We start from the raw sequence: 13,811 nt of genomic DNA on the forward strand, positions 1-13,811 counted from the left end.
TCCCCTGTAAAATACAGAGAATTAGCAGCCTAGAACATAGTGTTTTTATTAAGTTCCCATTTTAAGGGTTCAGTGCCCATGTCCTAGGATGTTTTTAATTATAAAATTTAGATTGTAAAGAATAATATTAACTAGTCAACGACTTGAACATTTAAGTCTACATCGATGTTGCCACGAGTTGCTTTTGAATATGGACAGAATTCGTGAGCATCTTGTAAATATTTTTCAGCATCTTCTTGAGATAATACATTTTTAACTTTTGCATCAATAGATACACTTAATTTTGGACTTTCAGCATTTGGATCATCTTCTAAACGTACAGTTAAAGTTACTTCTGGTTCTGCGCCACGAACTTTATTTTGTTTTAAAATAAGATCATATGCACCATTAAAGCATGAAGCATAGCCAGCTGCGAATAATTGTTCAGGGTTAGTCGCTTTTCCATCTGCTTGTTGTGGTGGTAATACATCTACATTTATTGCATTATCGTCTGTGTGTACGTGTCCTTTACGTCCACCAACGTTTGTTGCTTTAGTTTCATATTGAACTGCCATTATTATTACCTCCTAAATTTCGAATACGTTTATTGTATACCCAACTAAAAAGTTTTAAACCATGATTCGAAAAAATAAAATGAATTTTAAACATTGGCGAGTGATACATAAATGGTTTAAAATAATATAAAATTCTAAATAATACGAAAAGAAGTGATTATATGGCAGAAGTAAAGGTTGCTGTAACTATAGCGCCTCAAGATATACTTGATAATGAAACTTTAAGTAATATTAATGAAAATCATCCATACATAGATATCATTGAGTTGCGTATAGATCAATGGGAAAGTCATCATCATCAACAATTAATAAAAAATCTTTCACTTCTGAATGAATTAAAGGATAATTTCAAAATATTGGTGACATATCGCACAGCCTCACAAGGGGGTAAAGGTCAGTTAACAAATAAAGAATATTTACAATTAATTGAAACGATTTCTTCAATAGATTCATTTCAAATGATAGATATAGAATGGGAGTCAACTATTGATGATGAGAGATACAAGCGTATTATAGAAAATGCGCATCGTCATCAGAAACAAATAATTGTGTCATATCATAATTTTTCAGAAACGCCACCGTTAGAGGAAATAAAATTTACATATTATAAAATGCAAAAATTAAATCCTGAGTATGTAAAAATCGCAGTAATGCCCAAGGAAAAACAAGATGTGGCAACACTATTAGAAGCAGTAGCTTATACATCAGAGGCGATTTCTCAACATGTTATTGGAATATCTATGTCTCATATAGGATTAGTGACCCGAACTGCTCAAGGTGTTTTTGGTGGTACAATGTCATATGGTTGCTTGGGTGAACCTCAAGCCCCAGGACAGATTCATGTTAAAGAATTAAAAAAACAATTATTATTTTACGAAAACATGTAGTATACATTGAAAAGATATCGATATCCGCGTATAATTGATAATAGTTATCAATATAGAGGAGCGATAATTGTGGAATTACAAGAAGTAATTTCTTCAAGAAGAAGTATAAAGAAATTTAAACATGATATGGCTGTTAATGATGAAGATGTATTTAAAGCCATAGAACAAGCTACTGACGCTCCTAATCATGGAATGAGAGAACCGTGGAGAGTTATTCATGTTTCTAAAGATAGATTAGGAGATATGAGTAGAGATATTACACGTTTTGCTTTTCCAAATAGTCTGGAAAAACAAGAAGATCACTATAATGCGGTGACAAATTTAGGAGGAATGTTAGTTTTAGTACTTAAAACTGACCCTAGACAACGTCAAAATCGTGAAAACTTTTTTGCGATGGGTGCATACACTCAGAATTTAATGTTATTACTTTATGAAAAAGGTATAGGTACATGTTGGAAAACGCCATTGTACATCTTTGAACCAAAAGTAAGAAAAGCGTTTGGCATCGCAAAAGATGAAGCTATCGCAGGTTTGTTGTATCTTACAGATTTAGAAGAAGTTCCACCTAAAGCGAAACGTAAAAATAAAAATTTAATCTCAGAATACTAAAAAAGAGGCTGAGTCATAAAGTTTTTGGATAAGTGAAAAAAGACAATTTCTATTGAAATAATATAGAAATTGTCTTTTTTATAATTTTTGATTATTTTCAACTTGTTGAGCTGTTACTTTTCTCATAATTAAGTGCCATTAGCACAAATCCTAGTTCTCTTTTGGCTTTATTTATCCCTTGAACGGACATTCGAGTGAACCTTAAAATAGCTTCATAAATCAAAAAACAGGCTCCATAGCAATTTTCCTTTGACTGTAGATGGTTTTTGATTTTGTGCTAGCCACATCATTCGAGTGCTATCATTCAGTCATTTTTCTATGAATTTAGTCTTAGGAATGGTTTCTACAATATCATTTACTTGTCGTGAAATATCATTTGTGGGGATAAGAATTGACGTTTCCATTGGTAGAGTAAGTTGAGTCATGTTTTAATCTTTATACATAAGGCACCTCGTTAATTTAGTTTAGTGATATTTATTAAATTATACGAAAGTGTCTTATTTTTTAAAGTATTTTGGCGAGAATCTTGAGGGAACAGGACAAGCTGAAGACTACAGGCTGAAGCTGTCCTCTAAGAAAGCGAGCCAACAATACGTAGTATTGTAAATAAAGAAGCCAGTAAATGAATTTATAATACACTCATTTACTGGCTATTTTGTTAGGGATTATGTCCCAGCCTCTTTTTAATTATTTATTAAATGTTTCTGCTAAGAATGATTCAACTTGTTCAGGTGATTTGGCATTAGCAGAATGTAGATGAGCACGTTTTTGACCATTTTCGAATACAAGTAAACTTGGGATACCCATGACTTCATTGTCTGATGCTACATCTTCTAACTCATCACGATTGACTGAATACCATTTATAGTCATTATATTTTTCAATGATTGGATCAATCCACATATCCATTGCTTTACAATCAGGACACCAACCAGCTTCAAATTTTACAATAACAGGTTGTTCACTTTGGATAACTGAATTAAATTCTTCAGTAGTAGTAATATTTTTCATACTTTACACTCCTTTTAGCTTGTTTTTATATATTATAACTAAATATTCATTTTTAGAAAAAAATAAAGCTTAAAAAGTAGAGCGTTTATTAAAATAATTTGATATATTTAGAATAAGTTTAAATAGGAGGTTAATACTGAATGCTTAAATTTTATCAATATCCAAAATGCACAACTTGTAAAAAAGCTGCTAAATTTTTAGATGAGCATGGGGTGAATTATGAACCTATAGATATTGTTACACATACACCTACAAAACAAGAATTCAAAGAGTTAGTAGCCAAATCAAGAGTGGAAATAAATAAATTTTTTAATACACATGGTGTAAAATATAGAGAACTTGGTTTAAAAGATAAATTAAAAGAATTATCTGATGATGAAAAACTGGAACTTCTAGCATCAGATGGGATGTTGGTAAAACGTCCACTAGCGGTTTTAGGTGACAAAGTCACATTAGGGTTTAAAGAAGATCAATATAAAGATGTATGGTTATAGTAAGTATAATCGCAACTTTTAATATTAATAGTTGAACGAAAACTTGCGGTATGGCATCATTAAATTGTAATTATTTTTAGGAGGGGATTTTCGTGGCAGTACCGAGCGAATTAAAATATTCTAAGGAACATGAATGGATTAAAGTTGAAGGAAATACTGCAACAATTGGTATTACCGAATACGCACAAGGTGAATTAGGAGACATCGTATTTGTCGAATTACCAGATGTTGATGATGAAATTAATGAAGGGGATACATTTGGTAGTGTTGAATCAGTAAAAACAGTATCTGAATTGTATGCACCTGTATCTGGTAAAATTGTTGAAACAAATGATGAACTAGAAGATAGTCCTGAATTTGTTAACGAATCACCTTATGAAAAAGCATGGATGGTAAAAGTTGAATTAAGTGACGAAAGTCAATTAGATGAATTACTATCAGCTGAACAATATTCTGAAATGATTGGCGAATAATTTTTTAAAACTCCTTGATATTAAATCATAGGAGTTTTTTTATTATATTATGTTAATTATCTGTAAATCGTGTTTATATTCATAAATACTGTGAAAAAAGTAAATGATTGTTTAATATCGACTTAGAAGGTGGATGAACATGGCAATTTTAAACAAAGTTATCATTGTTGAAGGTAAATCTGATAAGAAGAAAGTGCAACAAGTCATTGCTGAACCTGTAGATATTATTTGTACACATGGTACAATGAGTATCGACAAATTAGACGATATGATAGAAACGTTATACGGAAAACAGGTCTTTATTCTTGCTGATTCAGATAATGAAGGCGAAAAAATTAGAAAATGGTTTAAACGTCATTTAAGTGAAAGTGAACATATCTACGTAGATAAAACATATTGTGAAGTTGCGCGTTGTCCTAAAAACTATCTTGCTCATGTATTGAGTAAATATGGATTTAACGTAAAAAAAGAGAAAAAACTTATATCTAATTTAAGTTCTGAAAGGTTAGTACTTGTGAATGAATAATTCTATTAAAATTGAAGACATCAAAGAAAACTTTGATAAAAATAGACATTTAATATTTGGATATACTCCTATGTGTGGGACATGTAAGATTTCAGAGCGCATGTTAGATATTGCCAATGACATCGAACAATTACCACTTAAAAAAATTGATTTAAATTACCATAAACATTTTAGTGAAGACTATAAAATTATGTCTGTGCCTGTACTGTTAATTATGAATAAGGATAAAGAAGTAGATAGAATTTATGCATTTCAATCCGTTCCTTATTTGTTAGAAAAATTAAAAAAATGATTGACGAATTATTAGTACAATGATAGGATATAAATTAATTAAATAGTGCGAAAACTCTTATCGAGAGAGGTGGAGGGATGTGCCCTACGAAGCCCGGCAACCGTCTATAATAGAAATGGTGCCAATTCACATAAAGTAAAACACTTTAAAAGATGAGAGAAAGATAATTTTAATGCTTTCTCATCTCTCTAGGTGAGAAAGCATTTTTTAATTACATAAGGAATTTAAGGGAGGCACTTAACGTGATTGAGTTAAATCAAGTTGTAAAACGCTATCATACAAAGAACAAAGATGTACTAGCAGTAGATCACGTTGACTTGAATATAGAATCAGGCTCAATTTTTGGAGTGATTGGATTCTCTGGTGCTGGTAAAAGTACGTTAATTCGAATGTTTAATAATCTAGAAGAACCGACTTCAGGAGATATCATTATAGATGGGGACAATATTAACAAACTTTCTAAGTCAGATTTGAGAAAAAAACGACAAAAAGTAAGTATGATTTTCCAACATTTCAATTTGTTATGGTCGCGTACAGTTATTAGTAATATTATGTTTCCACTAGAAATAGCTGGAGTATCTCGTACAGAAGCGAAAAAGAGAGCTTTAGAACTTGTAGAGTTAGTCGGATTGAAAGGCCGTGAAAAAGCTTATCCTTCTGAGTTATCAGGCGGACAAAAACAAAGAGTTGGAATTGCTCGTGCATTAGCGAATGATCCGAATGTTTTATTATGTGATGAAGCTACAAGTGCTCTAGATCCACAAACAACGGATGAAATTTTAGATTTATTATTAAAAATAAAAGAAGAAAGAAGCCTAACGATTGTGATTATCACACATGAAATGCAAGTGATTAGACGCATATGTGATGAAGTTGCAGTGATGGAAAATGGTCGCGTTATTGAACAAGGTAGAGTCGATGAAGTATTTGAAAACCCTCAACATGAGGTGACAAAACGCTTCGTCAAAGATGATTTAGACGATGACTTTGAAGATTCAATTAAACATCTTGAACCATTGAATAAAGATGCTTATATTATAAGATTGAATTTCAATGGTAATAATACAACGCAACCTATTGTATCTGATATTACACGAACGCAAAATATTGAATTAAATATTTTAGAAGCAAATATTAAAAATACACGTACAGGTTCAGTTGGATTTTTAATAGTACACATTCCACATATAAGTGACGATGGATTTAATTCATTCGTAACTGAATTACATAATCAACACGTGAATGTGGAGGTGATTAAACATGGATAAATCATATGGTGATATCTTCCATGAAATGATTACCATGCCTAATGTGCAATGGCCTGAAGTTTGGCAAGCAATTTATGAAACACTTTATATGACTATAGTGTCAACCATTTTTGCTTTCATCTTTGGTTTAATATTAGGCGTGTTACTATTCTTATCAGCTAAAAGTGATGCACCTGGAGCTAAAATTTTCTATACGGTAGTTTCATTTATAGTGAACTTGTTCCGTGCGATTCCATTTATTATTTTAATTTTGTTATTAATTCCGTTCACAAGCGTATTATTAGGTACAATTAGTGGACCAACAGGAGCACTGCCAGCATTAGTCATTGGAGCTGCACCGTTCTACGCAAGATTAGTTGAAATCGCATTTAAAGAAATTGATAAAGGCGTTATTGAAGCGGCATGGTCTATGGGTGCGAATACTTGGACAGTCGTTCGAAAAGTATTGCTTCCAGAAGCAATGCCAGCACTTGTGTCAGGTATTACAGTAACTGCTATCGCTTTAGTTGGTTCAACTGCTATTGCCGGTGTAATTGGAGCAGGTGGGTTAGGTAACTTAGCGTACTTAACTGGTTTTACTCGTAACCAAAATGATGTCATTTTAGTTTCAACAGTATTTATTTTAATTATTGTATTTATAATCCAATTCATTGGGGATTGGCTTACAAATAAAATTGATAAACGATAATAGAAATGGGGACAGATTAAATGAAAAAACTTTTAAGTTTAGTATTAGTACTTACACTTACAGTTGTATTAGCTGCTTGTGGTAAAGGCGGAGACGAAAAAGATAAAAAAATCGTTGTAGGTGCTTCACCAGCACCACATGCTGAAATCTTAGAAAAAGCAAAACCACTTCTTAAGGAAAAAGGTTATGATTTAGAAATTAAAACAATCAATGATTACACGACACCTAACAAATTGTTAGATAAAGGTGAACTTGATGCTAACTTCTTCCAACACGTACCTTATTTAAAAACTGAAAGTAAAGAAAAAGGCTACAAAATTGAAGATGCTGGTAAAGTTCACTTAGAACCAATGGCTGTGTATTCTAAAAAGTATAAAAGCTTAAAAGATCTTCCAAAAGGTGCAACAGTATATGTTTCAAATAACCCTGCAGAACAAGGTCGTTTCTTAAAATTCTTCGTTGATGAAGGTTTAATTAAAATTAAAAAAGGCGTGAAAATTGAAGACGCTAAATTCGAAGATATTACTGAAAACAAAAAAGACATTAAATTTAATAATAAACAATCAGCAGAATATCTTCCAAAAATCTATCAAAACCAAGATGTAGATGCTGCTATTATTAACTCTAACTATGCTATTGATCAAGGTTTAAATCCACAAAAAGATTCAATTGTAGTTGAAAAACCTAATAACAACCCTTATGCAAACTTAATTGCAGTACAAAAAGGACATAAAGATGATGAAAAAATCAAAGCTTTAATTGAAGTATTACAATCTAAAGATATTCGTGATTTCATCAATGACAAATATAAAGGTGCAGTTGTGCCTGCGAAATAATGATTAATATGTAGTTGAAAAACGGTTCACAAAAAATTTGTGAACCGTTTTTTTTGCATGTTATATCAATATATACATTTAAATAATAGACTCATTTATATTATAAATTTGAATCATCTTGATATAGTATTCCAACGCCAATACCACCTTGCCCCATCGAATATTCAAATTTAATAATCTCTATATAAGGATGTTCTTCTAGAAAGGCATTGACCTTTTTATTTAATCCTTTTTCAGTCATAGCAGTAAAATTAACAAATGTCATAACAATCATCTCCAGTTAATCAGTAATTATAGCAATTATTTTAAATAGGAAGAAAAAATAAAAAATCATAAAAATGATGTTTATTTATAATATACGTTGGGTATTTTAAGGTTAACTAAGACTTCGTAGTCTAGCAAGGAGGAATTTAAAATGGCAGAAGATAAATTTGAACAAGCAAAAGGTAATATTAAAGAAACAGTTGGTAATGCAACTGATAATAAAGATTTAGAAAAAGAAGGTAAAGGCGACAAAGCGTCAGGTAAAGCTAAAGAAGTTGTTGATAATGTTAAAGATAAAGCAAATGATGTTATCGACAAACTCAAAGGTGACAAATAAGTTGTTTTTAATTTAAAGAAGTTTTTGGATAAGTGAAAAAAGACAATTTCTATTAAAATAATATAGAAATTGTCTTTTTTATAATTATTTTGATTATTTTCAGTTCGTTGAGCTGTCACTTTTCTCATATTAAGTGCCATTAGCACAAATCTTAGTTCTCTTTTGTCTTTATTTATCCCTCGAACGGACATTCGAGGGAAACCCAAAATAGCCTTCATAAATCCAAAAACATGCTGAAGCTATTCCCTAAGTAAGCGAGCTAACAATATGTAGTATTGTAAATAAAGAAGCCAGTAAATGAATTTATAATAAACTCATTTACTGGCTATTTTGCTAGGAATTATGTCCCAGTCTCTTTTTTATCTATTTTAGAAATTATGACTGTGTGTCATTGTTAAACGTAATAAGTCCCATACAATAACTTACAATATACCCAATCACTAAAGTGATAATCGAAATGAACCACTCTATTCCAGTGCTAGGTAATCCTGGAAATACTGCATAAACTGAACCAATAACAAAACCCGTAATGAGAGCGAATGTTCCGGTGAAATAGTGAGATAAACAGTATGTGATCATACGGCTTGAAAATAAAAATCCAACCAAAATGCCTAGGCCTACTATCAATAATATAGGGAGACCAATAAAGTTTAACTGAGCTAAATTAGAAATGGCATACATTACAGTTCCATAAGCTCCAAACACAAGTAGCATAAATGATCCAGAAATACCTGGAAGTAACATTGCACTAGATGCACATATACCTGCGATAAAATATTTAATTACAAGACCGAAAGATAATTGGAAAGATAAACCTGATTGCTGTGTGCTAGGATTTAATAACGTTAATGCTACTATAATCATGATGCCCAAAGTTAATAAACTATAATGCTTAATGGTGAATGTTTTTTTAAAATCTGAAGTTTTTAATAGGTAGGGAACAATACCTATAATTAAACCAGTAAAAAAGAACATCGTTATTACGTGATGGTGATTAAGTAGGTAATGAATTAAATTACTAAGTAACCCAATAGCTAAAATCATTCCTATCATTATAGGAAGTAAAAATGTCAGACTCGGCCAAAATCGTTTAGAAAACAATCCACTAATTGATGAAATAAAACCGTCATAAATTCCTAAAAGTAAAGCAATGGTTCCTCCGCTAATTCCTGGAACTAAATCCGAAGTTCCCATGGCAAATCCTTTTAAAATATTTTTCCATTTAAATGTCATGAATGTCTCCTTTCTCCATTAACTTAATACGAATACTACCAAATTTTTGACTTACAATGAAATATTAAGTTAGTCAATCATCATTAGTATGTAGATGTCTATTGAGAACAAATGCCTTTTGATTATCAGTCGCACTTAAAAATTGAAGTGATTTTGAAATGTTTTTTAAGGAAAGTATAGTCCTTTTTTGTCGTTTTAATAAGTTTATATTAGGGACTATTTACGTTATAATTAAATGTATTAAAGTGTTAGAAGTCTTTTTGACTATAAATTAAAATTACTATAAACTAGTTAAGAAAACTTTATATTTTATGGAGGGAATATAAATGTCATCAACATTAGAAATTAAAGACTTACATGTGTCTATTGAAGATAAAGAAATTTTAAAAGGTGTTAATTTAACAATTAATACTGGTGAAGTTCATGCAATCATGGGACCTAATGGTACAGGTAAATCAACATTATCTTCTGCAATTATGGGTCATCCAAGTTATGAAGTTACTCAAGGTGAAGTATTACTTGATGGTGTAAATATTTTAGAATTAGATGTTGACGAAAGAGCAAAAGCAGGTCTTTTCTTAGCAATGCAATATCCATCAGAAATTACAGGTGTAACAAATGCAGACTTTATGCGTTCAGCAATTAATGCAAAACGTGAAGAAGGTCAAGAAATTAACTTAATGCAATTTATTAAAAAATTAGATAAACAAATGGACTTTTTAGATATTGACAAAGACATGGCCCAACGTTATTTAAATGAAGGTTTCTCAGGTGGAGAGAAAAAACGTAATGAAATCCTACAATTAATGATGTTAGAACCAAAATTTGCGATTTTAGATGAAATTGACTCAGGTCTAGATATTGACGCATTAAAAGTTGTTTCTAAAGGAATCAATGAAATGCGTGGCGAAGATTTCGGTGCATTAATGATTACACACTATCAACGCTTATTAAACTATATCACTCCTGACAAAGTACATGTTATGTATGGCGGTAAAGTTGTAAAATCAGGCGGTCCAGAATTAGCTAAACGTCTTGAAGAAGAAGGTTATGAATGGGTTAAAGAAGAATTTGGTGCAACTGAATAGGTCATTAAATAAATAGAAACTATTCATTAAAAGAACTGATTGATTCTAAAATGTGTAATTACATATTTCATATATCGAATCAGTTATTAAAATTTTTCATCAAGTAGGAGGAAAAAAGCATTATGACAACAGAAACTTTAAATATTTCTGAAGCACAACTTGTTGATTATTCTAAAGCACAAAATGAACCTTCTTGGATGACTGAACTACGTCAAAAAGCTTTGAAATTAACAGAAACTTTAGAAATGCCTAAACCAGATAAAACAAAACTAAGAAAATGGGATTTTGATTCATTTAAACAACATCATGTAGAAAGTGACTCATATCATGATGTATCAGAACTTCCTGAATCAGTTAAAAATATTATTGATATAGAAAATTCTAAAAATTTAGTTATTCAACATAATAATGATTTAGCTTTCACACAAGTATCAGAACAAGCGAATAATAATAATGTTATTATTGAGGGTTTATCAAAAGCGTTACAAGATCATAGTGAGTTAGTAAAAAAATATTTAATGAAAGATGCAGTTACAGTGGATGAGCATCGATTAACTGCTTTGCATACAGCATTATTAAATGGTGGCGTATTTGTATATGTTCCTAAAAATATAGTAGTTGAAGATCCTATTCAATATGTAGTATTACATGACGATGAGAACGCAAGTTTATTTAATCATGCCATTATTGTAACGGAAGAAAGTGCTGAAGTAACATATGTTGAGAATTACCTTTCAACTACTAGTGGTGAAGGTAATCAAGTAAATATTATTTCTGAAGTTATTGCAGGAGCAAATTCTAATATTACTTACGGCTCAGTTGACTATCTAGATAAAGGATTTACTGGTCACATTATTCGTCGTGGTGTGACAGCAGCAGATGCATCAATTAATTGGGCTTTAGGCTTAATGAATGAAGGAAGCCAAATTATTGATAATACTACTAATTTAATTGGTGATCGTTCAACAAGTGAACTAAAATCAGTTGTTGTAGGTACTGGTGATCAAAAAATCAACTTAACATCTAAAATTGTTCAATATGGTAAAGAAACAAATGGTTATATCTTAAAACATGGTGTAATGCGTGAAAATGCTTCATCTGTATTTAACGGTATTGGATATATCAAACATGGTGGTACAAAATCTATCGCTAATCAAGAATCTCGTGTATTAATGCTTTCAGAGCATGCTCGCGGAGATGCAAACCCTATTCTACTAATCGATGAAGATGATGTTGAAGCAGGACATGCAGCTTCAGTTGGACGCGTTGACCCAGAACAACTTTACTACTTAATGAGTCGTGGTATTTCTCAAAAAGAAGCAGAACGTCTAGTTATTCATGGTTTCTTAGATCCAGTAGTACGTGAATTACCAATTGAAGATGTGAAACGTCAATTACGAGAAGTCATCGAACTTAAAGTAAATAAATAGGTCATTGAGATTTTCAATAAAAGAAAGGTCGTGAAGGTAGTGGCCGAAACTTCATTAAACATACAAGAAATTATTGAAGACTTTCCTATACTAAATCAAAAAGTTAATGGAAAACGATTAGCTTATCTTGATTCAACAGCTACAAGTCAAACACCAGTGCAAGTGTTAAATGTATTAGATGATTATTATAAACGTTACAATTCTAATGTGCATCGTGGTGTGCATACTCTAGGTTCTTTAGCAACAGATGGATATGAAAGTGCTCGTGAAACAGTACGACGTTTCATTAATGCTAAATATTTTGAGAAAATTATTTTTACTAGAGGTACGACGGCCTCAATTAATATTGTGGCACGTAGTTATGGAGACGCTAATATTAAAGAAGGCGACGAAATTGTTATAACAGAGATGGAACATCATGCTAATATTGTGCCTTGGCAACAACTAGCTAAACGAAAAAAAGCTACTTTAAAATTTATTCCTATGACTGATGATGGTGAACTAAGAATTGAAGATATAAAAGCGACAATTAATGACAATACTAAGATTGTAGCTATTGCCCATGTATCTAATGTCTTAGGGACAATTAATGATGTGAAAGCAATTGCTAAGATAGCACACGAACACGGCGCTATTATTAGTGTTGATGGAGCACAATCTGCACCTCATATGAATATAGACGTCCAAGATTTAGACGTTGATTTCTTTAGCTTTAGTGGTCATAAGATGTTAGGACCAACTGGCATTGGTGTATTATATGGAAAACGTGAATTACTTCAAAACATGGAACCTGTTGAATATGGCGGTGACATGATTGATTTTGTAAGTAAGTACGATGCAACATGGGCTGATTTACCTACTAAATTTGAAGCAGGTACACCTATTATTGCTCAAGCTATTGGATTAGCTGAAGCCATTCGTTATATCGAAAATATAGGCTTTGATGCCATTCATCAGCATGAAAAAGAATTGACAGAATATGCTTATGATCAATTATCTTCAATTGAAGGATTAGAAATATATGGTCCACCTAAAGAAAAACGTGCAGGTGTGATTACTTTTAATTTAGCAGACATTCATCCACATGATGTTGCTACAGCAGTAGATACTGAAGGTGTCGCTGTGAGAGCTGGACATCATTGTGCACAACCACTAATGAAATGGTTAGATGTATCATCTACAGCAAGAGCAAGTTTTTATATTTATAATACTAAAGAAGATGTTGACCAATTAGTAAAAGCATTGAAACAAACGAAGGAGTTTTTCTCATATGAGTTTTAATAATTTAGATCAACTTTATAGATCTGTAATTATGGATCATTATAAGAATCCTCGTAATAAAGGCGTTTTAGATAATGGATCAATGACAGTAGATATGAATAATCCTACTTGTGGTGATCGTATTAGACTAACATTTGATATCGAAGATGGGATCATTCAAGATGCGAAATTTGAAGGCGAAGGTTGCTCGATTTCGATGTCAAGTGCATCTATGATGACTGAAGCAGTTAAAGGTCATTCATTAGGCGAGGCAATGCAAATGAGTCAAGAATTTACTAAAATGATGTTAGGCGAAGATTATAACATCACTGAAGATATGGGTGATGTCGAAGCATTACAAGGTGTTTCTCAATTTCCAGCACGTATTAAATGTGCTACATTAGCTTGGAAAGCTTTAGAAAAAGGTACAGTGCAAAAAGAAGGTAAAACAGAAGGTACAACCGAAGAATAGTATTATCATAAGTAATGAATTTATGCTAAGTACTATGGTGGTGTGACATTTTACACATATATCTTTTTATGTAGTGTGCATGTTGTTAC

Annotated in this window: 18 protein-coding genes, 2 pseudogenes and 1 riboswitch; of the genes and pseudogenes, 14 read left to right on the forward strand and 6 right to left on the reverse strand. The window is 31.6% G+C overall.

What is annotated here, in order from left to right; all coding sequences use genetic code 11:
* Positions 1-131: 131 nt before the first annotated feature.
* Positions 132-554 (reverse strand): organic hydroperoxide resistance protein, encoded by a 423-nt coding sequence (locus AC2FB1_RS07660; protein ID WP_048680989.1) that lies wholly within the window; start codon positions 552-554, stop codon positions 132-134.
* A gap of 161 nt (positions 555-715) precedes the next feature.
* Between AC2FB1_RS07660 and aroD the strand changes: the two genes are divergently transcribed.
* Both aroD and AC2FB1_RS07670 read left to right on the forward strand, forming a co-directional pair.
* The gene (gene aroD, locus AC2FB1_RS07665; RefSeq protein WP_490674668.1) at positions 716-1,441 is read left to right on the forward strand and encodes a type I 3-dehydroquinate dehydratase; all 726 of its coding nucleotides are present in this window, start codon (positions 716-718) and stop codon (positions 1,439-1,441) included.
* Positions 1,442-1,510: 69 nt separating this feature from the next.
* Complete coding sequence (locus tag AC2FB1_RS07670) at positions 1,511-2,050, forward strand: nitroreductase family protein (RefSeq protein WP_490674669.1); 540 nt, start codon at positions 1,511-1,513, stop codon at positions 2,048-2,050.
* Here the strand turns inward: AC2FB1_RS07670 and AC2FB1_RS07675 are convergent.
* A pseudogene (locus tag AC2FB1_RS07675) lies at positions 2,047-2,323 on the reverse strand (IS5/IS1182 family transposase); the annotation flags it as partial. The gene AC2FB1_RS07670 and the pseudogene AC2FB1_RS07675 sit on opposite strands and share 4 nt — an antisense overlap.
* A gap of 414 nt (positions 2,324-2,737) precedes the next feature.
* Positions 2,738-3,061: a thioredoxin family protein gene (locus AC2FB1_RS07680; RefSeq protein WP_490674670.1), complete on the reverse strand. Its 324-nt coding sequence runs from the start codon at positions 3,059-3,061 to the stop codon at positions 2,738-2,740.
* Between the two features lie 140 nt (positions 3,062-3,201).
* Between AC2FB1_RS07680 and AC2FB1_RS07685 the strand changes: the two genes are divergently transcribed.
* From AC2FB1_RS07685 to AC2FB1_RS07715, 7 genes are all read left to right on the forward strand, one after another.
* Positions 3,202-3,555: an arsenate reductase family protein gene (locus tag AC2FB1_RS07685; RefSeq protein ID WP_490674671.1), complete on the forward strand. Its 354-nt coding sequence runs from the start codon at positions 3,202-3,204 to the stop codon at positions 3,553-3,555.
* Positions 3,556-3,647: 92 nt separating this feature from the next.
* Positions 3,648-4,028, forward strand: coding sequence for a glycine cleavage system protein GcvH (gcvH, locus tag AC2FB1_RS07690; RefSeq protein ID WP_490674672.1), 381 nt, complete (start codon positions 3,648-3,650; stop codon positions 4,026-4,028).
* A 139-nt stretch (positions 4,029-4,167) separates the two neighbouring features.
* Positions 4,168-4,554, forward strand: coding sequence for a toprim domain-containing protein (locus AC2FB1_RS07695; RefSeq protein WP_490674673.1), 387 nt, complete (start codon positions 4,168-4,170; stop codon positions 4,552-4,554).
* The gene (locus AC2FB1_RS07700) at positions 4,547-4,846 is read left to right on the forward strand and encodes a thioredoxin family protein (protein ID WP_490674674.1); all 300 of its coding nucleotides are present in this window, start codon (positions 4,547-4,549) and stop codon (positions 4,844-4,846) included. Before AC2FB1_RS07695 ends, AC2FB1_RS07700 begins: the two co-directional genes overlap by 8 nt.
* Before the next feature lie 54 nt (positions 4,847-4,900).
* A riboswitch (SAM riboswitch) is annotated at positions 4,901-5,005 on the forward strand.
* Positions 5,006-5,088: 83 nt separating this feature from the next.
* Positions 5,089-6,114: a methionine ABC transporter ATP-binding protein gene (locus tag AC2FB1_RS07705; RefSeq protein WP_490674675.1), complete on the forward strand. Its 1,026-nt coding sequence runs from the start codon at positions 5,089-5,091 to the stop codon at positions 6,112-6,114.
* Positions 6,107-6,802: a methionine ABC transporter permease gene (locus AC2FB1_RS07710; protein ID WP_070717841.1), complete on the forward strand. Its 696-nt coding sequence runs from the start codon at positions 6,107-6,109 to the stop codon at positions 6,800-6,802. The genes AC2FB1_RS07705 and AC2FB1_RS07710 overlap by 8 nt, the downstream gene beginning before the upstream one ends.
* A 20-nt stretch (positions 6,803-6,822) precedes the next feature.
* On the forward strand, positions 6,823-7,638 hold the full coding sequence (locus AC2FB1_RS07715; protein ID WP_490674676.1) for a MetQ/NlpA family ABC transporter substrate-binding protein: 816 nt from the start codon (positions 6,823-6,825) through the stop codon (positions 7,636-7,638).
* 100 nt (positions 7,639-7,738) lie between these two features.
* Here the strand turns inward: AC2FB1_RS07715 and AC2FB1_RS07720 are convergent, their stop codons facing one another.
* Positions 7,739-7,903, reverse strand: coding sequence for a hypothetical protein (locus AC2FB1_RS07720; protein WP_490674677.1), 165 nt, complete (start codon positions 7,901-7,903; stop codon positions 7,739-7,741).
* Between the two features lie 150 nt (positions 7,904-8,053).
* On the opposite strand from AC2FB1_RS07720, the gene AC2FB1_RS07725 reads away from it, so the two are divergent.
* On the forward strand, positions 8,054-8,239 hold the full coding sequence (locus AC2FB1_RS07725; RefSeq protein WP_070717835.1) for a CsbD family protein: 186 nt from the start codon (positions 8,054-8,056) through the stop codon (positions 8,237-8,239).
* Here AC2FB1_RS07725 and AC2FB1_RS07730 read toward each other — a convergent pair.
* Together AC2FB1_RS07730 and popT are read right to left on the reverse strand one after the other, a co-directional pair.
* Positions 8,236-8,478, reverse strand: a pseudogene (locus tag AC2FB1_RS07730) (IS5/IS1182 family transposase); the annotation flags it as partial. The gene AC2FB1_RS07725 and the pseudogene AC2FB1_RS07730 overlap by 4 nt on opposite strands.
* 136 nt (positions 8,479-8,614) lie before the next feature.
* Positions 8,615-9,472 carry a polyprenyl-phosphate transporter PopT gene (gene popT, locus AC2FB1_RS07735; RefSeq protein ID WP_490674678.1) on the reverse strand — a complete coding sequence of 286 codons (858 nt, stop codon included), beginning with the start codon at positions 9,470-9,472 and terminating at the stop codon, positions 8,615-8,617.
* 326 nt (positions 9,473-9,798) lie between these two features.
* Between popT and sufC the strand changes: the two genes are divergently transcribed.
* The 4 genes from sufC (at position 9,799) to sufU (ending at position 13,722) form a co-directional block, all read left to right on the forward strand.
* Positions 9,799-10,560 (forward strand): Fe-S cluster assembly ATPase SufC, encoded by a 762-nt coding sequence (gene sufC, locus AC2FB1_RS07740; RefSeq protein WP_070717830.1) that lies wholly within the window; start codon positions 9,799-9,801, stop codon positions 10,558-10,560.
* Positions 10,561-10,682: 122 nt separating this feature from the next.
* Positions 10,683-11,990: a Fe-S cluster assembly protein SufD gene (gene sufD / locus AC2FB1_RS07745; RefSeq protein ID WP_490674679.1), complete on the forward strand. Its 1,308-nt coding sequence runs from the start codon at positions 10,683-10,685 to the stop codon at positions 11,988-11,990.
* A 30-nt stretch (positions 11,991-12,020) separates the two neighbouring features.
* Positions 12,021-13,271, forward strand: a complete 1,251-nt coding sequence (locus AC2FB1_RS07750; protein ID WP_490674680.1) for a cysteine desulfurase — start codon at positions 12,021-12,023, stop codon at positions 13,269-13,271.
* A complete protein-coding gene (gene sufU / locus AC2FB1_RS07755; protein ID WP_490674681.1) occupies positions 13,261-13,722 on the forward strand; it encodes a Fe-S cluster assembly sulfur transfer protein SufU in 462 nt (153 codons plus the stop codon). The genes AC2FB1_RS07750 and sufU overlap by 11 nt, the downstream gene beginning before the upstream one ends.
* The last annotated feature ends 89 nt before the right edge of the window (positions 13,723-13,811 follow it).

This window comes from Staphylococcus sp. CoH_129_LAB_1 (assembly GCF_058191515.1).

Coding starts and splice junctions, on each gene's coding strand:
- AC2FB1_RS07660 (WP_048680989.1), bottom strand. CDS start 554: ATGGCAGTTCAATATGAAACTAAAGCAACAAACGTTGGTGGACGTAAA.
- aroD (WP_490674668.1), top strand. CDS start 716: ATGGCAGAAGTAAAGGTTGCTGTAACTATAGCGCCTCAAGATATACTT.
- AC2FB1_RS07680 (WP_490674670.1), bottom strand. CDS start 3,061: ATGAAAAATATTACTACTACTGAAGAATTTAATTCAGTTATCCAAAGT.
- AC2FB1_RS07685 (WP_490674671.1), top strand. CDS start 3,202: ATGCTTAAATTTTATCAATATCCAAAATGCACAACTTGTAAAAAAGCT.
- AC2FB1_RS07695 (WP_490674673.1), top strand. CDS start 4,168: ATGGCAATTTTAAACAAAGTTATCATTGTTGAAGGTAAATCTGATAAG.
- AC2FB1_RS07700 (WP_490674674.1), top strand. CDS start 4,547: ATGAATAATTCTATTAAAATTGAAGACATCAAAGAAAACTTTGATAAA.
- AC2FB1_RS07710 (WP_070717841.1), top strand. CDS start 6,107: ATGGATAAATCATATGGTGATATCTTCCATGAAATGATTACCATGCCT.
- AC2FB1_RS07715 (WP_490674676.1), top strand. CDS start 6,823: ATGAAAAAACTTTTAAGTTTAGTATTAGTACTTACACTTACAGTTGTA.
- AC2FB1_RS07720 (WP_490674677.1), bottom strand. CDS start 7,903: ATGACATTTGTTAATTTTACTGCTATGACTGAAAAAGGATTAAATAAA.
- AC2FB1_RS07725 (WP_070717835.1), top strand. CDS start 8,054: ATGGCAGAAGATAAATTTGAACAAGCAAAAGGTAATATTAAAGAAACA.
- popT (WP_490674678.1), bottom strand. CDS start 9,472: ATGACATTTAAATGGAAAAATATTTTAAAAGGATTTGCCATGGGAACT.
- sufC (WP_070717830.1), top strand. CDS start 9,799: ATGTCATCAACATTAGAAATTAAAGACTTACATGTGTCTATTGAAGAT.
- sufD (WP_490674679.1), top strand. CDS start 10,683: ATGACAACAGAAACTTTAAATATTTCTGAAGCACAACTTGTTGATTAT.
- sufU (WP_490674681.1), top strand. CDS start 13,261: ATGAGTTTTAATAATTTAGATCAACTTTATAGATCTGTAATTATGGAT.